Source organism: Curtobacterium sp. MR_MD2014, from assembly GCF_000772085.1.
In the GTDB taxonomy this organism is placed as follows: domain Bacteria; phylum Actinomycetota; class Actinomycetes; order Actinomycetales; family Microbacteriaceae; genus Curtobacterium.
Window position 1 is genome coordinate 1,360,881 of record NZ_CP009755.1, and the last position, 23,295, is coordinate 1,384,175.

Sequence of the window (23,295 nt, forward strand, 5' to 3'; positions counted from 1 at the left end):
GGCGGGACCTCAGAGCGAGGCCAGCAGGGCGCGCGCGGTCTGCTCCCACTTCGCGTACTCGTTCGGGTACGCGGAGACCTGGACCGCCTGGGCGGCGTCGGTCAGGGCCATCGACGACCACCCACGCACGCCGAGCAGGCCGCGGGTCTTGCCGGGGTTGCCCACGAAGAACAGTTCGGCGGCGGTGGCCGGGTCCTGCAGTGCTGCCGCCGTGCCCCAGCCCTGGCTCGGACGCTGCTGGAACAGGCCGACGGAGTCGCGGTCGCCGTGCGACAGGTTGCGCAGGCTCGACTCCTGCAGAGCCGCTGCGAGGGCGATCACGATGCCGCGGTCGGGGACGCCGAGGGTCCGGCCGACGCTGACGATGGTGGCCGCGTTGCGCCGCTGCTCACCGGTCAGCTCGACGCCGTTGACGCTGCCGACGGCCGTGGTCACGGCACCACCGGTCGGGGTGGTCGTCGGCTTCGAGGTCGCAGCGGGCAGCACGAGGGTCTTCCCTGCGTAGATCGTGCTCGTGTAGCTGAGGCCGTTCGCCGCGAGGAGGGCCTTCACCGACACCCCGTGCTTCGCAGCGATCGCCCCGATGGTGTCGCCGGCGACGATCTTCACGCTCGACGCCCGGGCAGGTGCGGCCGGCGCGGTGCTCACGGCAGGCGCCGGCTTCGCGGCGGGTGCCGTCCCGGCGCGGGGGATGGTCAGGGTCTGGCCCGGGTAGATCAGCGAGCGCTGCGAGAGGTTGTTCGCGGCGAGGATCGCCGAGGTCGACACGCCGACGCGGGCGGCGATGCCGGACACGGTGTCGCCCGACTTCACGTGGTAGCTGCCGCTCGTGCTCGACGTCGCGGGTGCTGCTGCGGGGGCGGCGGGTGTCGAGGACAGGTGCAGCGTCTGCCCGGGGTGGATGATCGTGTTCCAGCCGAGGCCGTTGCGGACCAGGACCTCCTGCGCCGAGAGCCCGAAGCGCGCGGCGATGCCCGAGACGGTGTCGCCCTGACGCACCGTGTAGGTGGTGGGGGCCTTCGACACCGCGGCGACCGTGGTGACGGTGGTGGTCGACGGGCGGGCGACGGCGGTGCCGAACACCGGGCGCTGGCCCACGTTCCGGTCCTCGTCCACGTGCCGCTTCTTCGCGGCGTCGTCGTGCCGGGGCTCGGCGTGCGCCACCGGGCCGGTGAGGCCGGCGGTCACGGCGATCGTGCCCGCGAGGACGATGGGCATGGTGGCGAACCGGGCGGATCGAGCGCGCCGGGCGGCGTCGTCTGCAGCGTTGTCCACGGGTTGTCTCCTGTCCTGGGTGAGCCGTGCGCGGGAGCGGGTACTCACAGGTGGCTCCACGCTGACATGGCGTGATTCCCAAGTCAACCAGAGAGCCGCGTGTTGCGCGTGTGACTCGTGTGATCAGCGTGACGGCACGACGCAGGCCGGTGCTCTGGCAACATGGGGCGGGTGAGTGATGGACCCACCGACGACACGACCCTCTCCGAGCGCTGGCTGACGGTGCCCGACCTCGTGGACCTGCTCGGGGTGAGCCCCGGGCGCATCCACCGCCTGTTCGAGCAGAAGACGCTGCTGGCTGCCCGCGTGGGCGGCGTGCTGCGGGTGCCGAGCGAGTTCTTCGACGGCTCCGAGCCGATGCCGGAGCTGCGCGGCACGCTGATCGTCCTCGGTGACAACGGGTTCTCCGACGACGAGGCGGTCCGCTGGATGCTCTCCGAGGAGCCCGCACTCCGCACCTCGCCGATCGCCGCGCTGCGCGCCGGCCGCAAGGCCGAGGTGCGCCGCGTCGCACAGTCCCTGCTCTGAGCCCGGGAGCCGACCCGGCGCCCTGGACCGGAGACCCGTCCCGGCGGGCTGGCTCGCGCAGCAGGAGCCGCCCCGGTGAGGACGATCTGGTGACGGACGGGAGGCCCGTGGCGGTGTCGCCACGGGCCTCCCGTCCGTCGTCGTGGTCGGCGTCTAGGCGACGCGGCTGCTGACCGTGTCGGCCAGCGACAGCAGCTGGTCGCGCGCCGACGGCGTCAACGGCGCGGCCTCGAGCGCTGCCTTCGCGCGCTGCACGTGCCGGTCGATCGAGCGCTCGACGGCGGCGACCGCCCCGGACTCGGTGAGCGTGGCGCGCAGCATCTGCACCTGCTCCTCGTCGAGGTCGGGGTCGCCGAGCAGCTCGTCGAGCAGTTGCCTCGGGCCGGGCGGGAGCGCCTTGCGGGCCGAGGCGATGAGGACGGTGCGCTTGCCCTCGCGGAGGTCGTCGCCGGCGGGCTTGCCGGTGACCTCGGGGTCGCCGAACACACCGAGCACGTCGTCGCGGAGCTGGTACGCGACGCCGAGCGGCAGGCCGAAGGACCGCAGGCCCTCGAGCTGCGCCTCCGAGGCGCCGGCGACCAGGGCTCCGATGACGAGCGGCGCCTCGATCGAGTACTTCGCCGACTTGAAGACGATGACCCGCTGTGCCCGCACCAGGTGCTCGGTCTCGTCGATCGTCGGCCAGGCCGTCTCCTCGTGCACGTCGAGGTACTGCCCCGCGGTCACGTCGAGCCGCATCGTGTGGAACTCCTGGCGGACGATGCGTGCGCGCGCCGGGTCGAGGAGCGCGAGCCCCTCGTCGAAGACGGAGTCGCTCAACGAGAGCAGGACGTCCCCGAGCAGCAGCGCCGAGTTCGTGCCGTACAGCGAGCGGTCGCCGACCCAGCCGGACTCCTCGTGCAGGGACTCGAAGCGCCGGTGCGCGGCGGGACGACCACGACGGGTGTCCGAGCGGTCCATGATGTCGTCGTGCACCAGGGCGGCGGCGTGGAAGATCTCGAGCGCGGCGGCCACCGTGACGACGGCCTCGGCCGTGGTCTGGCGGGAGCCCTCGGCGAGGGGGTCGAAGGACCCCGAGCGGCCCGCCACGGACTGCCATCCCCAGTAGCAGAACAGCGCTCGGAAGCGCTTGCCGCCGGACAGCAGGTCACGGGCGTACCGGTCGAACGGCGCGAGGTCCGGGCTGATCGCGAGGAGCCGATCACGCTGCTCGTCGAGTGCCCGTCCGACCCGTGCCGAAACGAGGTCCACTAATCGCGTACTCTCAGCCACGACTCCTACCCTAGTGGAGCGGTCGAGTCATAGAATCGGTCCACTTCAGCGATGCCACAACCCGGCGGCAGCGCGGCACACCAGCGGTCGTCAGACAGCATCCCCAGGAACAAGAGGGAAACGAGATGCCACTCTCGGAGCAAGAGCAGCGACTCCTCGAAGAGATGGAGCGGAGCCTCTACCAGAACGACTCCGACTTCGTGGCGCGTGTCACGCGCCGCCAGGGACGCGCGAGTTACACGTCCATCACGATCGGTGTGCTCGGTGCCCTCGTGGGGATCGCCATCGTCATCGTGGCGCTCGTCGTGAAGCAGCCGTGGCTCGGGCTGCCGGGCTTCGTGGTGATGCTCGCCGGTGTGCTCTACGCGCTGCGCCCAGGGATGCGGATGTCGAAGTCCGGGGCGAAGGCGCCGCGGGCGAAGGGGCAGTCCGCGGGTCGGCCGTCGCGGCCGTCCTCCTCCGGTGGCTCCTTCATGGACCGCATGAACGAGCGCTGGGACAAGCGCAACGACCCGGGGCAGCAGTAGCCGCACCGCACGCCCTCCACACGCCTCCACGGGGCCGGTCCTTCGGGACCGGCCCCGTCGTCGTGTCCGGTGTCGGGGTCGTGCTCGTGGCCGCTGCTCCGCGCCGTCCGCCCGCCAGTGACACCCGCCCGTGGCACCCGTGCCCGCCCTCGCACCCCGTGCTCCTGCCGCTGTCCCTGGCGAATCCGGGCGTGCCTGGTCGAACCGGGCGTCCCGGGCTCGCGGGTGCCGGCGCGCTCGAGTGTGCCTGGTGGAACCGGGCATAGCTGGTGGAGCCGGGCGTACCGGGTCGAACGGAACCATCAGGTATGCCCGATTCCGCCTGCCATCGCGGGTGTGATGGGAAGGAACGGGCGCGACGGCGCGACGGGCGCGACGGCGCGTCGGCGCGAGGGGCGCGATCTCGCGAGGGGCGCGACGTGCGCCACGGGCGCGATGGGCGTGAGCACGCATCGGACGGGAGGCGCGGGGCGGTCGTGCGCCGAGCCTCCCGTCCGGCGCGCCCTCGGCTGCTCCCGAGCCTGCGAATGTCCTCCACTTCCCTCCACCCCCTCCACTCCGCTCCACGCCCGCGTGCTTCCGGGGAAGTGACGAGCAGAGAGGCGAGCTACGAGCTCCGGTGACCACCCCAGATCGGGGGATCGGGGCAGATTCGGGAGCGCCGACCGTTCCGCGGGGAGCGAAGTGGAGTAAAGTGGGGATCACGACGGTCCGGTGGAGCGGAGGGGAGGCCCCGACGTGCTGCTCGGTACCCATGCCCCGAAGCTCGACGAGAAGGGTCGCGTGATCCTCCCCGCCAAGTTCCGGGACGAGCTGTCCGGCGGACTCGTGATGACCCGTGGGCAGGAGCGCTGCGTCGTCGTCTTCAGTGCGGACACGTTCGAGCAACTGCACGAACGGATCCGGACGGCTCCGATGACGTCGAAGCGCACCCGGGACTACATGCGCCTGTTCCTCTCCGGAGCGAGCGCGGAGACCCCGGACAAGCAGAACCGCGTGACGATCCCGCAGAACCTCCGTGAGTACGCGGGGCTCGAACGGGACCTCACGGTCATCGGCAGCGGTGACCGTGCCGAGATCTGGTCGACCCCCGCGTGGGAGGCCTACTACGCCGAGGTCGAAGAGGGCTTCGCCGACAACGACGAGGAGGTGATCCCGGGGATCTTCTGATCCGCGGATCGGGACTCCCAGCCGTGGTGCCCTGACACACCTTCCCCGGTGTCAGGTCGCATGGATGGGGATCCGGGTGCGTGGCCCAGACGGTCACAGGGGCTGCACATGGCCGAAGACCAGCCGAAGTTCCCGCACACGCCGGTGATGCTCCAGCGCATCGTCGACCTGTTCGTCCCGGCCCTCGACGGCCCGGGCAAGGTCGTCGTCGACGCGACCCTCGGCATGGGCGGCCACTCCGAGGCGCTGCTCGAACGGTTCCCGGAGCTCACGCTCATCGGGCTCGACCGGGACACCGACGCCCTCGGCATCGCGGGGGAGCGGCTCGCTCGCTTCGGCGACCGCGTGCGCCTCGTCCACACCGTGTACGACGGGATCGTCGACGCGGTCGAGGGCGAGGGCTTCCGTCAGGTCGACGGCGTGCTGTTCGACCTCGGCGTCAGCTCGCTGCAGCTCGACCGTGCCGAGCGCGGGTTCGCCTACAGCCAGGACGCCCCGCTCGACATGCGGATGGACCGGACCGAGGGGCAGACCGCCGCCGACGTCCTCGCGACCTACGACGAGGGCGAGCTGCGCCGGATCTTCCAGCGGTACGGCGAGGAGAAGCTCGCCGGCCGGTACGCCCGTGCGATCGTCGAGCGTCGCACCGAGCGCCCGTTCGAGATGTCGGGTGACCTCGTCCAGGTGCTGCACGACGCGACACCCGTGGCCGTGCAGCGGCAGGGGCACCCGGCCAAGCGCGTGTTCCAGGCGCTCCGCATCGAGGTCAACGCCGAGCTCGCCGTGCTCGAGCGGGCGATCCCCGCCGCGCTCGACGTGATCGCGGTCGGCGGCCGGATCGTCGTCGAGTCGTACCAGTCGCTCGAGGACCGCCTCGTGAAGCGGGCACTGGTCGAGCGCACGACCTCGAGCGCCCCGGCAGGACTACCCGTCGAGCTGCCGGAGCACGCTCCCACCTACTCCCTCGTCGTCAAGGGCGCGGAACTGGCCGACGAGGCCGAACGCGCCGCCAACCCCCGAGCCATCCCCGTGCGCCTGCGCGCGGCCGAGCGGATCCGGAAGTGACATGAGCACGAACCTCGCACTCGTCGACCCCGTCGGCGCACCGACCCGTGCCCCGCACCCACCGCGCCGGGAGCGACCCGAGCTCGTCGAGGTCGCGCCGTCGAGGGCGCAGCGCCGGGCACGGCCGAAGATCGCCTACGCGGTGGTCGGCGTCGTGTCGCTCGGTGTGCTGCTCCTCGCGCAGCTCGGCATCAGCATGGTGCTGAGCCAGGGGGCGTACACGCTGGACTCGCTCGGCGCCGAGCAGACGGGGCTCTCCCGGACGCAGCAGTCGCTGTCCGAGGAGCTGCGGGTGCTCGACTCGCCGCAGAACCTGGCGCGCAACGCGAAGGCGCTGGGGATGATCGCGAACTCCACCCCGGTGTACCTCGACCCGAAGACCGGCCACGTGTACGGCACGCCGACCCCGGCGGCCCCCGACGAGGCGACCGCGAGCGGCGACAACCAGGTGCCGAACGCGCTCCTCGACCCGGTCCCGCTCGCCGCCGGCCCGGACGCGTCCGCCGGCGGGGCGAGCACGACCGACGATGCCGCCGGCACCGGTGCGACCCCGGCCGACGGCACCACGAGCACGACCGGCGGCAGCACGGACACCAGCGCGGGCGGGACGTCGGCGACCGGTGCCCAACAGGGTGCTGCGACGGCCGACACTGAGAAGAGCGCAGGCACCAGCGAGTCGGGACGGACCGGCTCGACCACCGACGTAGAGTCCGACGCGAACCCGCTCCAGGCACCCACCACCCGGTGACCTGCGGGCGGGATCAGACTGCCGCACCACCCGGGAAGGACCGCACCGCGTGACGAAGACGATCCGCAACCCTCGACTGCGCTACAGCGTGGTGATCATCGCCGTGATCGCCCTCGTGGCGGTCTTCGTGATCCGACTGGTCGACATCCAGGTGGTGCAGGCAGCGGCGCTGAACGAGGCGTCGAAGGCGAAGCGGAGCATCCCGGTCACCATCTACGGCAACCGCGGTGCCATCGTCGACCGCAACGGCACCGAACTCGCGGAGAGCGTCAACCGCTACAACATCGTCACCTCGCCACGACTCGTCGCGGGCTTCGACGGCAAGCTCGGTGGCGAGCGCACGAAGAAGGTCTCGGTGGACGACGCCCTGCAGGCGTTGGCGAAGGCGTCCGGCGGTGACGTGCAGGCGATGCAGAAGGCGATCGCCGCCGACCCGAAGTCGGACTTCGCCTACCTGGTCAAGGGGCTCGACGTGAAGCACTACGAGGCGGTCGTCGCCCTCGGCATCCCGTGGGTCTACAAGGAGCAGCAGTCCGCCCGCGTCTACCCGATGGGTGCCACCGGCGGTGCGCTGACCGGGTTCATGGGCACCGACGGCGCCCAGGCCGGCCTCGAGTACTCGTACGACCAGTGCCTCGCGGGCAAGAACGGCTCGGAGACGTACGAGCGCGGCGAGGACGGCGTGCAGCTCCCCGGGAGCACCCGGACGACGGAGCAGGCCAAGGACGGCGGCACGCTCGAGACCACCATCGACAGCGACCTGCAGTACATGGCGCAGCAGACGATCGCGTCGGCGGCGCAGTCGCTGCAGGCGGAGTCCGCGACCGCGACCGTCGTGGACGTCAAGACCGGTGAGCTCCTCGCCGTCGCCGACTGGCCCACCGTGGACCCGAACGACGTCGACGCGACCACGGACAAGGGTGCGTACGGCTCGCGTGCGCTGACCTCGACCTACGAGCCCGGTTCGACCATCAAGGCGGCGATCGCGGCCGCGCTCATCGACCAGGGCAAGTCGAGCCCGACCGACCGAGCGGTGGTGCCGTACTCGCGGTCCTTCCCGTGGGGCGGCAAGATCCAGGACTCCGAGCTCCACCCGACCGAGAACCTGACGCTGACCGGCATCCTGCAGAACTCCTCGAACGTCGGCATCACCGAGCTCGGCGAGCGGCTGTCGACCCAGCAGCGGTACGACTACATGAAGAAGTTCGGCCTGTTCGAGCCCGAGTCGGCGATCCAGTACCCCGGCCAGCCGGGCATGCAGTACGGCGCGAGCCCGGACTGGGACCAGCAGACGAACATCAACTCGATGTTCGGGCAGGGCATCTCGACGACCGCCGTCCAGGTCGCGAGCGTGTTCCAGACCCTCGCCAACCAGGGTGTCCGGATCCCGCTCCACATGGTGAAGGGCTGCAAGACCTCGGACGGCAAGATGATCGACGCGCCCGACGTGGAGGGCACGCGCGTCGTGTCCGCTGCGGCAGCCGACCAGACCGTCAAGATGCTGCAGAGCGTGGTCACGGGCGGCACGCTCGTCGGGATGAAGCCGATCTCCGGCTACAACATCGCGGCGAAGACCGGTACCGCCGAGGTCGCCGAGGGCGGGAAGGGCTACGGCGGCCAGCGCATCACCTCGGTGGCCGGAATGGCACCCGCCGAGGACCCCCAGTATGTTGTCACGGTGACGTTCACGAAGCCGCAGACCAACAAGTGGTCCAGCGGAGCGGCTCCGGCGTTCCGCACTCTCATGTCCCAGGTGCTCGAGAAGTACCGAGTAGCCCCCTCCACGGCCGAGGCGCAGCTGTACCCGTCCACGTGGTGAGGAAGAAGGAGCACTTGTCCGCACGGATCCCCCCGGTCCTCCGACCCGAACACCCGACCCCGAGGAGCGTCGCCGAACTCGCGAACGCGTTCGGCATGCGCGTGGTCGGCTCCGTCGACGCCGTCGAGACGACGGGCGTCACGCTGAGCGCTGCCGAGGTGCAGCCGGGTGACCTGTTCGTCGGCGTGCACGGCGCGAACCGACACGGCGCCCAGTTCGCGACCGAGGCCGCCGAGCGCGGTGCCGTCGCGGTGCTGACCGACGCCGACGGCGTCGCACTCGCCGAGCCCTCCGGCCTGCCGGTGCTGGTGGTCGAGGACCCGCGCGCCGCGCTCGGCGACGTCTCGGCGTGGGTCTACCGCACCCACCCGGACGAGGCCACCGACCTGCCGCAGCTCTTCGCGACGACGGGCACGAACGGCAAGACCAGCACGTCGTACATCCTCGAGGGCATCCTCAAGCAGCTCGGCCTGGTCACCGGCCTCAGCTCGACCGCGGAGCGCCACATCGGCTCGCTCAGCGTGACGAGCCGCCTGACCACCCCCGAGGCGAGCGAGATGCACGCGCTCCTGGCCCGCATGCGCGAGTCCGAGGTCCGCGCCGTCGCCGTCGAGGTCAGCGCCCAGGCCCTGAGCCGCCATCGCGTCGACGGCATCGTGTTCGACGTCGCCGGGTTCACGAACCTGTCCCACGACCACCTCGACGACTACGCCGACATGGAGGAGTACTACCAGGCGAAGCTCCCGCTGTTCCAGCCCGAGCACGCCCGTCGCGGCGTCGTCTCGCTGGACACCGACTGGGGCCACCGCGTGGTGCAGGACTCCCGCATCCCCGTCACGACGATCACGGTGCACCCCGAGGTCGAGGCCGAGTGGCACGTCGACATCGTCGAGGCGCACGCCGCCTACACCGAGTTCCGCCTCACCGGGCCCGAGGGGCGTGAGCTCACGACCCGTGTGCCGCTCATCGGCTGGCACATGGCGGCCAACGCGGCGCTCGCGATCGTGATGCTCGTCGAGGGCGGGTTCGAGCTCGGCGCCATCGCGCACGCCCTCGGCTCGAACCACCGGCACTACGCGGACGAGACCGACGAGCAGCCGGTCAGCGCCATCGAGTGCTACCTGCCCGGTCGGACCGAGCGGGTGTCGGGGGACGCCGGCCCGAGCGTCTACGTCGACTTCGGTCACAGCGCCGACGCCTTCGAGAACACGCTGGCGGCCGTCCGGCAGTTCACGCCGGGCAGGGTCCTCATGCTCTTCGGCGCCGACGGCGACCGCGACACGACGAAGCGCGGCGACATGGCGCGCGTCGCCGCCGCGGGGAGCGACATCCTCGTCGTCACGGACCACCACCCGCGCTTCGAGGACGCCGCGTCCATCCGGAAGACCCTGGTCGACGCCGCGCGCGAGGCCTACCCGGACCACGAGACGTACGAGGTCAGCCCGCCGGAGGCGGCGATCCGCACGGCCGTGAGCCTGGTCGGCGACGGGGACTCGATCCTCTGGGCCGGCCCCGGCCACCAGGACTACCGCGACATCGCGGGCGTCCGGACGCCCTACTCGGCGCGTGACGAGGCCCGGCAGGCACTGCGCGAGGCCGGCTGGGAGCCGAACTCCGGCCCGGCGGAGGAGACCCGATGATCGCCCTGACCCTCGCCGAGATCGCCGCCGCGATCGGCGGCGAGCTCGTCAGCGGTGCCCCGGAGCAGGTCGTCGACGGCAGCGTCGAGACCGACTCGCGCCTCGTCGACACCGGCAGCGTGTTCTTCGCGCTGCTCGGGGAGGAGACCGACGGCCACCGCTTCGTGCCGAACGCGGTCGAGGCCGGTGCGGCCCTGGTCGTGACCGAGCGCGCCGTCGACCTGCCCGACGGCGCCGGCACCGCGCAGGTCGTCGTGTCCGACGGCTACGCCGCCCTCGCCGCCCTCGCGCACGAGGTCGTGGCGCGGGTCCGCGCCTCGAGCGCCCACCGCGTCGACGAGCAGGGACTGCCGGCGCCGCTGCGCGTCGTCGGGATCACCGGCTCGAACGGCAAGACGAGCACCAAGAACATGCTCCGCACGATCCTCGAGCAGCACGGTGCGACCGTGGCGCCGCAGGGATCGTTCAACAACCACGTCGGCGCCCCCGTCTCGATGCTCCGCATCACCCACGACACGCGGTTCCTCGTCGTGGAGATGGGTGCCAGCGGCCAGGGGCACATCGCCAAGCTCGTCGCGATCGCCGAGCCGGACGTCGGCGTCGTCCTGAAGGTCGGGCTCGCACACGCCGGCGAGTTCGGCGGGATCGAGGCGACCCAGCGCGCGAAGTCGGAGATGGTCACCGACCTGCCCGCCACCGCGACCGCACTGCTCAACGTGGACGACGACCGCGTCGCGTCCATGCGTGCCCTCACCGACGCGACCGTCGTCGGCTTCGGCACGTCCGCCGGCGCGGACTACCGCGTCTCCGGCATCGAGACGGACCGCAGCGGTACGCGCTTCACGCTCACCGCGCCTCCCGTCCCGGCCGAGGCCGCCGCGGACCGTCCTGGAGGCACGTCCCCGGTCCCGCAGACCGTCGACGTCCGCCTCGCCATCCTCGGCGAGCACCACGCGATGAACGCGTCGGCCGCCCTCACCGTCGCCCACCTGTGGGGCGTCCCGCTCGCCGCCGGCGCCGAGGCGCTCGCGTCGATGACGCGGGCCGAGCGCTGGCGCATGGAGCTGCTCCAGGGCGGACCGGAGGGCGTGACCGTCATCAACGACGCCTACAACGCGTCGCCGGACTCGACGGCCGCGGCGCTCCGCACCCTGGCGCAGGTCGTGCGTCCGGGGGAGCGCTCCGTCGCCGTGCTCGGCGAGATGGCGGAGCTCGGGGAGTTCTCGACGGAGGAGCACGACCGCATCGGTCGGCTCGTCGTCCGTCTCGGCATCGGACAGCTCGTGGTCGTCGGACCCGGCGCCGCGCCGATCCACCAGGCCGCCACCCTCGAGGGATCGTGGGACGGCGAGTCCGTGTACATCGAGGACGTCGACGCAGCCGTCCACGCCCTGCAGGAGATGGTCCGCCCCGGCGACGTCGTCCTCGTCAAGTCCTCGAAGTCCGCCGAACTGCGATTCCTCGGCGACCGCCTCGGAGGTGTCACCGAATGATCGCGCTCCTCGTCGCCGGCGCCGTGGCGCTGGTGTTCACACTGCTGCTCACACCGCTCTTCATCAAGCTGTTCCACCGCCTCGGCTGGGGACAGTTCATCCGTGACGACGGCCCGCAGTCACACCACACGAAGCGCGGTACCGCCACCATGGGCGGCATCGTCCTGATCATCGGCGCGGTGCTCGGCTACTTCGTCGGACACCTGGTGGGCCGCGACTCGGTCACGCTGTCCGGACTGCTCGTGCTCTTCCTCATGGTCGGGCTCGGGTTCGTCGGGTTCATCGACGACTTCCTCAAGGTCCGTCGGCAGCGGAGCCTCGGGCTCGGCGGCTGGGCGAAGGTCCTGGGGCAGGTCATCGTCGGCGTCGTGTTCGCGACGATCGCCCTCGTCGTGCCGACCGGCAACGGCAAGCCCCCGGCATCGACGATGATCTCCGCGATCCGCGACGTCCCGTGGTTGGACTTCATGGTGCTCGGAACCGTCATCGGGACGATCCTGTACCTCGCGTGGATCGTGCTGCTGACGGTGTCCACGTCGAACGGCGTGAACGTCGCCGACGGGCTGGACGGCCTCGCCACCGGCTCGAGCATCCTGGCGATCGGGTCGTACGTCATCATCGGCTTCTGGCAGTCGAACCAGATCTGCGGCGGCGTCCGACTCGACGAGAGCACCGCGCACGCCTGCTACAGCACGTCCGACCCGCTCGACCTCGCGGTCGTCGCGGCCGCGGTCTGCGGTGGCCTGATCGGGTTCCTCTGGTACAACACCTCGCCGGCGCAGATCTTCCTCGGCGACACCGGTTCGCTCGGCCTCGGCGGAGCGCTGGCCGGCCTGGCGATCCTCAGCCGCACCGAGCTGCTGCTGATCCTCATCGGTGGCCTGTTCTTCATCGTGACCGGCTCGGTCATCCTGCAGCGCGCCTACTTCAAGATCACCCACGGCAAGCGCATCTTCCGGATGAGCCCGCTGCACCACCACTTCGAGCTGAAGGGGTGGGCCGAGGTGACCGTCGTCGTCCGGTTCTGGATCATCGCGGGGCTCTGCGTCGCGGCCGGTGTCGGGCTCTTCTACCTGGAGTGGATCGCCCGTGTCGGCTGACGCCCGCCTCGAAGGACTCGACAGCTGGTACGCCGAGGGCTGGAAGGGGCTGCGGGTCGCCGTGCTCGGCCTCGGCTCGACCGGCTTCTCCGTCGCCGACACGCTCGTGGAGCTCGGCAGCGACGTGGTCGTCCTCGCGCCGGACGGACCCGCCGACACCGTGGAGCTGCTCGACGTGATCGGCGCCCGGTTCGAGCGCACGTCGCTCGACACCGTGCCGGCCGCCCTCGTGGCCCAGGCCCCGGACGTCGTCGTCGTGTCGCCCGGTCTGCCGCCGCACAACGCCACGGTCCGCTGGGCGGTCGAGCACAGCACCGTGTGGGGGGACATCGAGCTCGCCTGGCGCGTGCGCGACAAGGTCGTCCGTGGCCCGATCGCCGCACCGTGGGTGACCATCACGGGAACGAACGGCAAGACCACGACGACGCAGCTGACGACCGCGATGTTCGCGGCCGCCGGGCTCCGCGCGGTCGCCTGCGGGAACATCGGCGTACCGGTGCTCGACGTCGTCCGTGACCCGGAGGGCTTCGACGTGCTGGTCGTCGAGCTCTCGAGCCACCAGCTGCACTACATGCCCACCTCGGGCGACGGTGCCGTCGTGCCGCTCGCGAGCACCTGCCTCAACATCGCGGACGACCACCTCGAGTGGCACGGGTCCGCCGAGGCGTACCGCGCGGCGAAGGCCAAGGTCTACGAGCGCACCGTGACGGCCTGCGTCTACAACACCTCGGACGAGTCGACCCGTCGCATGGTCGAGGGAGCCGACGTGGTCGAGGGGTGCCGTGCCGTGGGCTTCACGCCCGGGGTCCCCGCGCCGGGCGACGTCGGGATCGTGGACGACGTGCTCTGCGACCGCGCCTTCACCGAGGACCGGCGCAACAGCGCGCTCGAGTTCGCCACCGTGGCGGACCTCGAGCAGGCCGGGCTCGCCAGTCCGCACATGACCATGAACGTCCTCGCCGCGGCCGCCCTCGCGCGTGCTGCCGCCGTCGAGCCCGCGCACATCCGCGCTGCCGTGCAGGACTTCCGCGCCGACCACCACCGGACCGAGCACGTCGCGACGGCGGACGGCGTCGCCTGGGTCGACGACTCGAAGGCGACCAACCCGCACGCCGCCACGGCATCGCTGGCATCGTTCGAGACCGTCGTCTGGATCGTCGGCGGGCAGTTCAAGGGCGTCGACATCGACGGCCTCGTCGAGCGCTTCGGCCCCACGGCCCGAGCGGTCGTCGTCATCGGGACGGACCGCACACCGGTGCTCGAGGCATTCGCGCGACACGCGCCGACGGTCCCGGTCCTGCAGGTCGAGGCGACGGACACTGATCACGTCATGCCCGAGGCGGTCCGGCATGCCGCATCGGTCGCACGACCGGGCGACACGGTCCTCCTCGCCCCCGCGGCGGCGTCGTTCGACCAGTTCGGTTCGTACGCGGACCGGGGGCGCCGGTTCGCGGCGGCGGTCCACGAACACCTGGGAGGCACAGCCGATGGCGACCACGGATCTCCCGAGCGGCCGTAGCGGCGGCCGCACGACGGGCAGCACCGGACACACGGGAACCGCGTCCGCGGGCGGCGAGCACGCCGGTTCGCAGCGCCGTGCGCGGGGCGCCGTCGTCGCGGTCAAGAACGTCTTCGTCGCCGAGTCGAGCACCTTCTACACGATCCTGGGCGTCACGCTCTTCCTCGTCGTGTTCGGCGTCGTGATGGTGCTGTCGTCGTCGAGCGTCGAGCAGTACGCCGCCACCCACGACTTCTTCGGCGCAGCGTCCAAGCAGGGGCTGTACGCGGTGCTCGGCGTCCCGCTCATGCTCGTCGCGAGCCGCGTCCCCGCGCGTCTCTGGCGGAAGTGGGCGATGCGGATCCTCGCCGCGGCGCTGGTCCTGCAGCTGCTCGTCTACACGCCGCTCGGCATCGAGATCCAGGGCAACCGGAACTGGATCAAGCTCGGCTCGTTCAGCGCCCAGCCGTCCGAGGCCGTCAAGCTCGGCATCGCCCTGGCCGTCGGCGCGATCATCTACGTGAAGCGTGACCGGCTGCGGGAGTGGAAGGAACTGTTCGTGCCGGTCGGCATCGCGACGGTGCTGCCGCTCGGGATGGTGCTGCTCGGCGGTGACCAGGGAACCGCGATGATCATGCTGGTCCTGCTGCTCGGTGCGCTCTTCATCGGGGGCGCGCGGGCGAAGCACCTGCTCGTCATCCTCGGGGCGGTCGCCGTCGTGCTGCCGTTCGTCACGATGGCGTCGGCCTCGCGGCAGTACCGCATCAACGCGTGGCTCTCCGGCTGCACCGACTCGAACCAGTACCAGGACCTCTGCTGGCAGCCCGTGCACGGCATGTGGGCCCTGGCGTCCGGTGGCGTGTTCGGCGTCGGCCTGGGCAACTCGAAGGCGAAGTGGTCGTGGCTGCCCGAGGCGGACAACGACTACATCTTCGCGATCATCGGCGAGGAACTCGGGCTCATCGGCGCCGTGGTCGTGCTGGCGCTGTTCATCGTCCTGGCGGTCAGCATGATCAAGGTCATCCGGCAGTCGGACGACCCGTTCGTCCGGACGGTCACCGGCGGGATCCTCGCGTGGATCATCGGGCAGGCGCTCGTGAACATCGCGGTGGTGCTCGGCCTGCTGCCGGTCCTCGGCGTGCCGCTGCCGCTCATCTCGGCCGGTGGATCGGCCCTCATCATGACCCTCGTGGCGATCGGCGTCGTGCTGTCCTTCGCCCGCGAACTGCCCGGCAAGGGCCGGACCGCGGCACCGCGCGCCGGCTCCGCACCACAGAACGGAGTGCTCCGGTGAGCACCTACCTCTTCGCCGGCGGTGGCACCGCCGGACACGTCAACCCGCTGCTCGCGGTCGCCGACCGGCTGACCGAACAGGACCCGGACGCCCGCGTGCTCGTCCTCGGCACCGCCGAGGGGCTCGAGTCGCGACTCGTGCCGATGCGCGGTTACGAGCTGTTGACGATCCCGCGCCTGCCCTTCCCGCGCCGGCTCGACGCCCGGGCGCTCCGGTTCCCCGGCGGCTTCCTCGGTGCGGTCCGACGCACCGAGCGCTTCATCCGCGAGCACGACGTCGAGGTCGTCCTGGGCGTCGGCGGCTACGCGGCGGCGCCGGCGTACATCGCTGCGAAGCGGACCGGGACGCCGATCGTCGTGCACGAGCAGAACGCCAAGCCCGGGCTCGCGAACCGGCTCGCCGCCCTGCTGACCCGGCACGTGGGCCTGACGTTCTCGAACACCCACCTGCGCCACGGACGCGTGGTCGGGATGCCGCTCCGCAGGGAGGTCGAGACGCTCGACCGCCGTGCCGCGCGGGCCGAGGGCCTGGCCGAGTTCGGCCTCGACGCGGACCGCCCGGTGCTGCTCGTCACGGGCGGCTCGTCCGGTGCGCGGAGCATCAACACGACGGTGAACCGCTCGGCGACGGCGATCGTCGACGCCGGGTGGCAGGTCCTGCACGTCGTCGGCGGCAAGTCGGACATCGGACCGAGCGACCTCGACGGCTACCACGTCCTGCCGTACTGCGACCGCATGGACCTGGCCTACGCCGCGTCCGACTTCGTCGTGTCCCGCTCGGGTGCCGGCATGGTGTGCGAGCTGACGGCCGTCGGGTTGCCGAGCGTGCTCGTGCCGTACCCGGTCGGCAACGGCGAGCAGCGGCACAACGCGGCGGACGTCGTCGGCGCCGGGGGAGCGGTGCTCGTCGACGACGCGGCGTTCACGGACGAGTGGGTGACGTTCCAGCTGCTGCCGATCCTGCGTGACCGTGCGCGGATCGCCGACATGGCCGTCCGAGCCGGCAGCGTCGGACATCGCGACGGGGCGGACCGGATGACGGCCCTCGTACGCGAGGCCGCGCAGCGCACCAGCACCAGCACCACGGAGGAACGATGACCATCAAGCCGGACCTGACCCAGCCGATCCCGGACGACCTCGGCACGGTCCACTTCGTCGGCATCGGCGGCTCCGGGATGAGCGGCATCGCGCGGATGTTCCTGGCCGCCGGGCACCGGGTCACGGGCAGCGACTCCCGCGAGACCGCGACGACCGGCACGATGCGCGACCTCGGTGCCGAGGTGCACATCGGCCACGACGCCGCGAACCTCGCCGACGCCGACACCGTGGTGGTCACGAGCGCGCTGTGGCCGGACAACCCCGAGCTCCTCGAGGCGCAGCGTCGCGGGCTCCCGGTGCTGCACCGGTCCCAGGCCCTCGCCGCGCTGATCGCCGAGCACCGCCTCGTCGCGGTCGCGGGCGCGCACGGCAAGACCACCTCGACGGGCATGATCGTGACCGCCATGGTCGAGCTCGGTCTCGACCCGAGCTTCGTCAACGGCGGCGTCATCCAGTCGCTCGGCACGAGTTCGGCCCCCGGTGGCAGCGACCTGTTCGTCGTCGAGGCGGACGAGTCCGACGGGTCCTTCCTGCTCTACGACGTCGCGGTCGCGCTCATCACGAACGTGGACGCCGACCACCTCGACCACTACGGCAGCGAGCAGGCCTTCATCGACGCCTTCGTCGAGTTCGCCGCGAAGGCGAGCGAGCGCATCGTCGTGTCGAGCGACGACGCGGGCGCGAAGCGCGTCACCGAGGGCGTGCGGGCACGCGAGCACGCGCCCGAGGTCGTCACGTTCGGCGAGGCCGCCGACGCCGACGTCCGCATCGAGCGCATCGTCGAGGCGGCGAGCGTCGAGGTCGACCTCCGCGCGGGCGGGGAACAGCACCACATGACGCTCCGGGTGCCCGGCCGCCACAACGCCGTCAACGCGGTGGGCGCCTTCGCGGTGCTCACCGGGCTGGGTGTCGCACCCGCCGACGCGATCCGGGGGATCGAGGCGTTCGGCGGCACCGAGCGTCGCTTCGAGCTGCACGGTGTCGAGCGCGGGGTCTCGGTGTACGACGACTACGCGCACCACCCGACGGAGGTCGCGGCCGCGCTCCGCGCAGCACGCAACGTCGTCGGCGACGGTCGGATCATCGCGATCCACCAGCCGCACCTGTACTCGCGCACGCGGCTCATGGCCGGCGACTTCGCCCGCGTCTACGAGGAGCTGGCCGACCACACGGTCGTGCTCGACGTGTACGGCGCCCGTGAGGACCCGGAGCCCGGCGTCACGGGCGCCCTCGTGCAGGAGCGCTTCGTCGACCAGTCCAGGGTCGAGTTCCTGCCGGACTGGGACGACGCCGCTGCCCGCGCGGCCGAGGTCGCCCGCGACGGTGACATCGTCATGACGCTCAGCTGCGGCGACGTCTACCGGATCATCCCGCAGGTGCTCGGCGCGCTGCGGCACGACGGCGACGGGGACCGCGCGCAGTGAAGCGTCCCGAGGGCTTCGACGGGCGTCCGGAGGAACCGGAGGCCCCGGCCGACGGTGCCCGCGCCCCGCGGCAGCGCCGTGGTCCCCTGACGTCGCGTCGACCGGCACGCGGCGCGGCGGCGGACGGCCGGGAGGCGCGACCCACCACCGCCCCGCCGGCCCCCGTCGACGAGCCGGTCGCCCCCACCGCCGCGCCAGGTCCCGACGAGCACCGCGCGACGCCGAGATCCTCGTCGAAGCCGCCGTCTGCGCAGGGTCAGCGCGAGCGCGCTGGCGCCCTCGCCGGCGCCGCCGGCCGCCGCCTCGGTGCCGGCTGGTCGACCGTGGCCGAGCGCCTGCGCGAGTACACCCCGGACGAGGACCACGCGGGCAGGACGTCCGCCGCTGCCCGTGACGGCGGCGCCGCGTCGCGCCCCGGTGCGGACACCGCGCCCCGCGGTGCGGGCGCGACCACGGCCGACCCGACGATGGAGGAGCCCACCCCGGACGACGCGACCGGTGCGGCCACCGTCACCGACGTGATCGACGCGCCCGGTGCTGCCCGCCCGGCGGCCGACGACGAGCACGGGTCCCCGATCGGTGCCGGCGTCCGCGCTGCCGAGACCGCGCGCGAGGCACGGGTGGCGAGGCGTCGCCGGCGGCTGCTCGAGCGGGCCGAGGTGCGGCGCTTCACCCGGCGTGCACGACACCGCCGTGCTGCCTGGATCACCGCGGGCACCGTCGTGGTGGTCTTCGGCGCGTCGATCCTGGTCGCCGTCTACTCACCGCTGATGGCCCTGCGCACGATCGAGGTCCGCGGCACCGAGCGCGTCGACGCGACCGCGCTCCGCCGGGCGCTCTCCGACCAGGTGGGCACCCCGCTGGCCCGCATCGACTTCGGCGAGGTCAAGCGCGACATCGCCGGCTTCCCGCTGATCGAGAGCTACGTCACCGAGGAGGTCCCGCCGCACACCCTCGTCGTGACCGTCACGGAGCGGACGCCCGTCGTCGCCGTCCGTTCGGGGGACTCGTTCGACCTGGTCGACCCGGCGGGCATCGTGGTGCAGTCGTCGCCGGACCGTCCGGAGGGCGTGCCGGTCGCCGACGTGCAGCGCGCCGAGCTCGGCTCGCCGGTGTTCCGGACGATGACCGAGGTCGTGCTGTCGCTGCCGTCGACGGTCCGTCGGCAGGTCACGGACGTCCGGGCGACCACCGCCGACGACGTCACGCTCACGCTCGACGACGGGTCGACCGTGGTCTGGGGCAGCCCGGACGCCTCCGACGCGAAGGCGTCGCTGCTCGCGGCCCTCGTCGCGGACCACGCGTCGCGCGATCCCGACACCGAGGTCGAGTTCGACGTCTCGGCACCGGACAACGGCATCGTCCGACCGGCGCAGTGACGAGCGGAGGGTCCGACGACCACCGCCGAGCCGCTCGCGGCGGGAATCTCGGCGACGCGATCCGCGACACGCGGCGTGGCGGGGCGACAGCCCGCGGAGCGCACCCGTAGCGTCGTGGAAGCACCGCAACTACCAGCATTGCCCCTGAACTTCAAGTAGAGGTTGAGGGTTCGACCGGAGGCCCGACTGACGTGACCACGAACCACAACTACCTCGCCGTCATCAAGGTCGTCGGTGTCGGCGGCGGCGGCGTGAACGCCGTGAACCGCATGATCGAGCTGGGCCTCCGTGGGGTCGAGTTCATCGCGATCAACACCGACGCGCAGGCGCTGCTGCTCAGCGACGCCGACGTCAAGCTCGACGTCGGTCGTGAGATCACCCGGGGCCTCGGCGCCGGCGCGGACCCCGAGGTCGGCCGTCGTGCCGCCGAGGACCACGCCGAGGAGATCGAGGAGGCCCTCGCGGGCGCCGACATGGTCTTCGTCACCGCGGGTGAGGGCGGCGGTACCGGCACCGGCGGTGCGCCCGTCGTCGCACGGATCGCGAAGTCGATCGGTGCGCTCACCATCGGCGTCGTCACGAAGCCGTTCAGCTTCGAGGGCAAGCGTCGGCAGTCCCAGGCCGAGAACGGCGTCGCCGGACTCAAGGACGAGGTCGACACGCTCATCGTCGTGCCGAACGACCGCCTGCTCGAGATCAGCGACCGTGGCATCTCGATGGTCGAGGCCTTCGCGACCGCCGACCAGGTGCTGCTCGCGGGTGTCCAGGGCATCACCGACCTCATCACCACCCCTGGTCTCATCAACCTCGACTTCGCGGACGTCAAGAGCGTCATGCAGGGTGCCGGTTCGGCCCTCATGGGCATCGGCTCGTCCCGCGGGGCGGACCGTGCGATCAAGGCGGCCGAGCTCGCCGTCGCGTCGCCGCTGCTCGAGGCCTCGATCGACGGCGCGCACGGTGTGCTCCTGTCGATCCAGGGTGGGTCGAACCTCGGCATCTTCGAGATCAACGACGCCGCCCGCCTGGTGCAGGAGGCCGTCCACCCCGAGGCCAACATCATCTTCGGTGCCGTCATCGACGACACCCTCGGCGACGAGGTCCGCGTGACCGTCATCGCCGCGGGCTTCGACGGCGGCGAGCCGGGCGCGCAGCAGAAGGAGCGTCGCTCCAGCTGGGTCGAGGCGGACTCCGGCACGTCGTCTGCGGCGTCGTCGGCCGGCACCGGCGCGATCGAGGACACCGCGACCAGCGCGCCGTCCTGGTCGACGCAGGAGCACGAGGCGCCCGTGCGTCGTGCCGCCGACCCGGCGTTCGACGACGACGACGAGCTCGACGTCCCCGACTTCCTGAAGTAAGCCGACCCATGGCAGGTGATGCGCGCCTCCAGACCGTCGACCGTGACGGACTGGAGGCGCGTCTCGCGTCCGTCCGCGCGTCCGTCGCCGACGCCGCCCGGTCCGCCGGGCGCTCGGCCGACGACCTCACGCTCGTCGTCGTGACGAAGTACCACCCGGCGTCGCTGGTCCGCGAGCTCGCCGCACTCGGGGTCACCGACGTGGGGGAGAACCGGCACCAGGAGGCGCAGGCCAAGGCCGCCGAGCTGGCCGACCTCGACCTGACGTGGCACTTCGTCGGTCAGCTGCAGTCGAAGAAGGCGCGGCAGGTGCGCCGCTACGCCGACGTCGTGCAGTCGCTCGACCGCGACTCCGTCGTCGATGCCTTCGCGCCGACCGAGACCGAGCCGGAGCCCCGGGTGGTCGACGGTTTCGTGCAGGTCAACCTGACCGACGACCCCGATCGTGGTGGCGTCCAGCCGGACGCGGTCGAGGCGATGGTCGAACGGGTCCTGCGCACCGGCACGATCCGACTCCGCGGCGTGATGGCGGTCGCGCCCCTCGACGAGGAGCCCCGACGGGCCTTCGCGCGGCTCCGCGACGTCTCCGACCGGGTCGCGGCGATCGCCCCCGACGCGACCGACATCTCGGCCGGCATGAGCGGGGACCACGCCGAGGCGATCGCGGAGGGCGCGACACACCTGCGGATCGGGACCGCAATCACGGGAAACCGGCCGGCCGCGCCCTAGCCTCGTTGCAGGGCACCCACGAGCACCGACCTCCGGAGGAACCATGGCGAACCCGCTCAAGAAGACGATGGTCTACCTCGGCCTCGCCGACGAGGAACTGTACGAGGACGAGCAGCAGCAGCAGGCCGCGCCGACGCGCCAGGCCGCCGCCCCTGCCACGGCTCCCGCTGCAGCTCCGGCCGCGCAGGCTCCGGCCGCCGCTGCGCCCGCAGCCGCTGCCCCGGCGGCAGCAGCTCCCGCAGCGGTCCCCGCCGAGCCCAAGACGCACACCCACCAGCGCGGCGCCCAGGTCACCCCGCTCCGCCGCTCGCACACGACCGCACAGAAGGCGACCCCGGTCCAGGAAATGAACGAGATCCTCACCGTCCACCCGCGCGAGTACAAGGACGCCCAGTCCATCGCCGAGAGCTTCCGCGACGGCATCCCCGTCATCATCAACCTCTCGCAGATGACCGAGTCGGACGCCCGCCGCATGATCGACTTCGCGTCGGGCCTGTCGCTCGGCCTGTACGGCAAGATCGAGCGCGTGACCAACAAGGTCTTCCTGCTGTCGCCGGCCCACGTCGCGGTGAGCGGTGAGCCCGCTGAGGTAGAGTCCGACATCGAGGCGTCCTTCTTCGCCCAGTCCTGAGCCGTACCCCGGTTCACCCCGCCCCGTGCGGTCGCCATGACGGCGGACGCACCCGAGCCGAGCGAGCCCCATCGTGTCCGTGGTCTTCGGGATCCTCTCCTTCGCCCTCCTGCTCTACTTCTTCGTGATGTGGGGTCGGTTCGCGTTCGACATCGTCCAGGCGTACAACCGGTCCTGGCGTCCTCGTGGCGCCCTGCTCGTGGTCGCCGACGTGGTGTACACGCTGACCGATCCGCCCATCAGGTTCGTCCGACGCCTGCTCCCGCCGCTCCGACTGGGGCCGGTGGCGCTCGACTTCGGGTGGACGATCGTCATGCTCGTCGTGATCATCCTCCGGGTGATCGTCGGCGGTCTCGCACGCGGGTTCTGAGCCCGCGCCCACCGCGACACGCGCCACGCCGCGACGAACGTCGCGGTTCCCCTCCGGCCGCGGTGTACGGTGGTCGGGATCGATGTCCGCTCCGGCGGGCATCCGCACCGCTCGTGGTGGCTGGTAGATTCGGTCGCGACGCAAGTGGTTCCACACGTTCAGCAGTTCTATTGAGGTGACGGCAATGGCTTTGACGCCGGAAGACGTAGTCAACAAGCGGTTCCAGCCGACGAAGTTCCGCGAGGGCTACGACCAGGACGAGGTCGACGACTTCCTGGACGAGGTCGTCGTCGAGCTCCGCCGCCTGACGGCCGAGAACGACGAGCTCCGCCAGCGCCTGCAGGCCGCCGAGTCGGCGCCGAAGCCGGCCGCCGCCGAGCAGTCCGTCGAGCAGCAGCCCGAGTCGACCCCCGAGCCCGAGCCGGCCCCCGTCGCCGCTGCTCCGGAGCCCGCGCCGGTCGCCGCCGCTGCTCCGGCGCCGTCGACCGTCCCGGCCGACGAGGACACCGAGGGCACCACGAACCTCCTCACGCTCGCTCGTCGTCTGCACGAGGAGCACGTCCGCGAGGGCATCGAGAAGCGCGACGCGCTCATCGCCGAGGGCACCGCGCAGGCAGCTCGCCTGGTCTCCGAGGCCGAGGCCAAGCAGCGCCAGATCATCGCCGACACCGAGAACACCAACCGCCAGCGCGTCGCCGTGCTCGAGGGCGAGCAGCGTCAGCTCGAGGGCAAGATCGACGAGCTCCGCACGTTCGAGCGCGACTACCGTGCGCAGCTCAAGAGCTACATCCAGGGTCAGCTCGCCGAGCTCGACGGGTCCGGCTCGCAGGAGTCCGGCCTCACCCCCGCGCCGGCGTCAGCGCAGGGCTTCGGCAACTGACG

The 23,295-nt window shown here is 71.7% G+C and carries 21 protein-coding genes; 19 read left to right on the forward strand and 2 right to left on the reverse strand.

Going from position 1 to position 23,295, the window contains the following annotated elements:
* Positions 1 to 9: 9 nt before the first annotated feature.
* Positions 10 to 1,275: a LysM peptidoglycan-binding domain-containing protein gene (locus tag NI26_RS06275; protein ID WP_235426552.1), complete on the reverse strand. Its 1,266-nt coding sequence runs from the start codon at positions 1,273 to 1,275 to the stop codon at positions 10 to 12.
* A 162-nt stretch (positions 1,276 to 1,437) separates the two neighbouring features.
* Here NI26_RS06275 and NI26_RS06280 point away from each other — a divergent pair, with 162 nt between their 5' ends.
* The gene (locus NI26_RS06280) at positions 1,438 to 1,803 is read left to right on the forward strand and encodes an Rv2175c family DNA-binding protein (RefSeq protein ID WP_066653732.1); all 366 of its coding nucleotides are present in this window, start codon (positions 1,438 to 1,440) and stop codon (positions 1,801 to 1,803) included.
* A gap of 153 nt (positions 1,804 to 1,956) precedes the next feature.
* On the opposite strand, the gene NI26_RS06285 is transcribed toward NI26_RS06280, so the two are convergent.
* Positions 1,957 to 3,075 carry a polyprenyl synthetase family protein gene (locus tag NI26_RS06285; RefSeq protein WP_066653733.1) on the reverse strand — a complete coding sequence of 373 codons (1,119 nt, stop codon included), beginning with the start codon at positions 3,073 to 3,075 and terminating at the stop codon, positions 1,957 to 1,959.
* A 125-nt stretch (positions 3,076 to 3,200) separates the two neighbouring features.
* Here NI26_RS06285 and NI26_RS06290 point away from each other — a divergent pair, with 125 nt between their 5' ends.
* From NI26_RS06290 to NI26_RS06375, 18 genes are all read left to right on the forward strand, one after another.
* Positions 3,201 to 3,602, forward strand: a complete 402-nt coding sequence (locus NI26_RS06290) for a DUF3040 domain-containing protein (protein WP_066653735.1) — start codon at positions 3,201 to 3,203, stop codon at positions 3,600 to 3,602.
* Positions 3,603 to 4,340: 738 nt separating this feature from the next.
* Positions 4,341 to 4,772, forward strand: coding sequence for a division/cell wall cluster transcriptional repressor MraZ (gene mraZ / locus NI26_RS06295; RefSeq protein ID WP_058729729.1), 432 nt, complete (start codon positions 4,341 to 4,343; stop codon positions 4,770 to 4,772).
* A 108-nt stretch (positions 4,773 to 4,880) separates the two neighbouring features.
* A complete protein-coding gene (gene rsmH, locus NI26_RS06300) occupies positions 4,881 to 5,837 on the forward strand; it encodes a 16S rRNA (cytosine(1402)-N(4))-methyltransferase RsmH (RefSeq protein WP_066653737.1) in 957 nt (318 codons plus the stop codon).
* Position 5,838: 1 nt separating this feature from the next.
* Positions 5,839 to 6,585, forward strand: a complete 747-nt coding sequence (locus NI26_RS06305) for a hypothetical protein (protein WP_066653739.1) — start codon at positions 5,839 to 5,841, stop codon at positions 6,583 to 6,585.
* A gap of 49 nt (positions 6,586 to 6,634) precedes the next feature.
* On the forward strand, positions 6,635 to 8,404 hold the full coding sequence (locus NI26_RS06310) for a peptidoglycan D,D-transpeptidase FtsI family protein (RefSeq protein ID WP_066653741.1): 1,770 nt from the start codon (positions 6,635 to 6,637) through the stop codon (positions 8,402 to 8,404).
* 14 nt (positions 8,405 to 8,418) lie between these two features.
* Positions 8,419 to 10,044 carry a Mur ligase family protein gene (locus NI26_RS06315; RefSeq protein WP_066658047.1) on the forward strand — a complete coding sequence of 542 codons (1,626 nt, stop codon included), beginning with the start codon at positions 8,419 to 8,421 and terminating at the stop codon, positions 10,042 to 10,044.
* On the forward strand, positions 10,041 to 11,537 hold the full coding sequence (locus NI26_RS06320) for a UDP-N-acetylmuramoyl-tripeptide--D-alanyl-D-alanine ligase (protein ID WP_066653743.1): 1,497 nt from the start codon (positions 10,041 to 10,043) through the stop codon (positions 11,535 to 11,537). Before NI26_RS06315 ends, NI26_RS06320 begins: the two co-directional genes overlap by 4 nt.
* Positions 11,534 to 12,637 (forward strand): phospho-N-acetylmuramoyl-pentapeptide-transferase, encoded by a 1,104-nt coding sequence (gene mraY, locus NI26_RS06325; protein WP_066653744.1) that lies wholly within the window; start codon positions 11,534 to 11,536, stop codon positions 12,635 to 12,637. Before NI26_RS06320 ends, mraY begins: the two co-directional genes overlap by 4 nt.
* On the forward strand, positions 12,627 to 14,156 hold the full coding sequence (murD, locus tag NI26_RS06330) for a UDP-N-acetylmuramoyl-L-alanine--D-glutamate ligase (RefSeq protein WP_066653747.1): 1,530 nt from the start codon (positions 12,627 to 12,629) through the stop codon (positions 14,154 to 14,156). The genes mraY and murD overlap by 11 nt, the downstream gene beginning before the upstream one ends.
* Positions 14,125 to 15,429, forward strand: coding sequence for a putative lipid II flippase FtsW (gene ftsW / locus NI26_RS06335; protein ID WP_066653749.1), 1,305 nt, complete (start codon positions 14,125 to 14,127; stop codon positions 15,427 to 15,429). Before murD ends, ftsW begins: the two co-directional genes overlap by 32 nt.
* Positions 15,426 to 16,526, forward strand: a complete 1,101-nt coding sequence (locus NI26_RS06340) for a UDP-N-acetylglucosamine--N-acetylmuramyl-(pentapeptide) pyrophosphoryl-undecaprenol N-acetylglucosamine transferase (RefSeq protein WP_066653751.1) — start codon at positions 15,426 to 15,428, stop codon at positions 16,524 to 16,526. Before ftsW ends, NI26_RS06340 begins: the two co-directional genes overlap by 4 nt.
* Positions 16,523 to 17,950, forward strand: a complete 1,428-nt coding sequence (gene murC, locus NI26_RS06345; protein WP_066653754.1) for a UDP-N-acetylmuramate--L-alanine ligase — start codon at positions 16,523 to 16,525, stop codon at positions 17,948 to 17,950. The genes NI26_RS06340 and murC overlap by 4 nt, the downstream gene beginning before the upstream one ends.
* A complete protein-coding gene (locus NI26_RS06350) occupies positions 17,947 to 19,329 on the forward strand; it encodes an FtsQ-type POTRA domain-containing protein (protein WP_066653756.1) in 1,383 nt (460 codons plus the stop codon). Before murC ends, NI26_RS06350 begins: the two co-directional genes overlap by 4 nt.
* A 191-nt stretch (positions 19,330 to 19,520) precedes the next feature.
* Complete coding sequence (gene ftsZ / locus NI26_RS06355; RefSeq protein WP_066653758.1) at positions 19,521 to 20,684, forward strand: cell division protein FtsZ; 1,164 nt, start codon at positions 19,521 to 19,523, stop codon at positions 20,682 to 20,684.
* A gap of 8 nt (positions 20,685 to 20,692) precedes the next feature.
* Positions 20,693 to 21,412, forward strand: coding sequence for a YggS family pyridoxal phosphate-dependent enzyme (locus NI26_RS06360; protein ID WP_066653762.1), 720 nt, complete (start codon positions 20,693 to 20,695; stop codon positions 21,410 to 21,412).
* 43 nt (positions 21,413 to 21,455) lie between these two features.
* Complete coding sequence (locus NI26_RS06365; protein ID WP_066653765.1) at positions 21,456 to 22,043, forward strand: cell division protein SepF; 588 nt, start codon at positions 21,456 to 21,458, stop codon at positions 22,041 to 22,043.
* A gap of 73 nt (positions 22,044 to 22,116) precedes the next feature.
* Entirely contained in the window at positions 22,117 to 22,413 is a 297-nt protein-coding gene (locus NI26_RS06370; RefSeq protein WP_235426555.1) for a YggT family protein, read from the forward strand.
* A 184-nt stretch (positions 22,414 to 22,597) separates the two neighbouring features.
* Entirely contained in the window at positions 22,598 to 23,293 is a 696-nt protein-coding gene (locus NI26_RS06375) for a DivIVA domain-containing protein (RefSeq protein WP_066653770.1), read from the forward strand.
* The last annotated feature ends 2 nt before the right edge of the window (positions 23,294 to 23,295 follow it).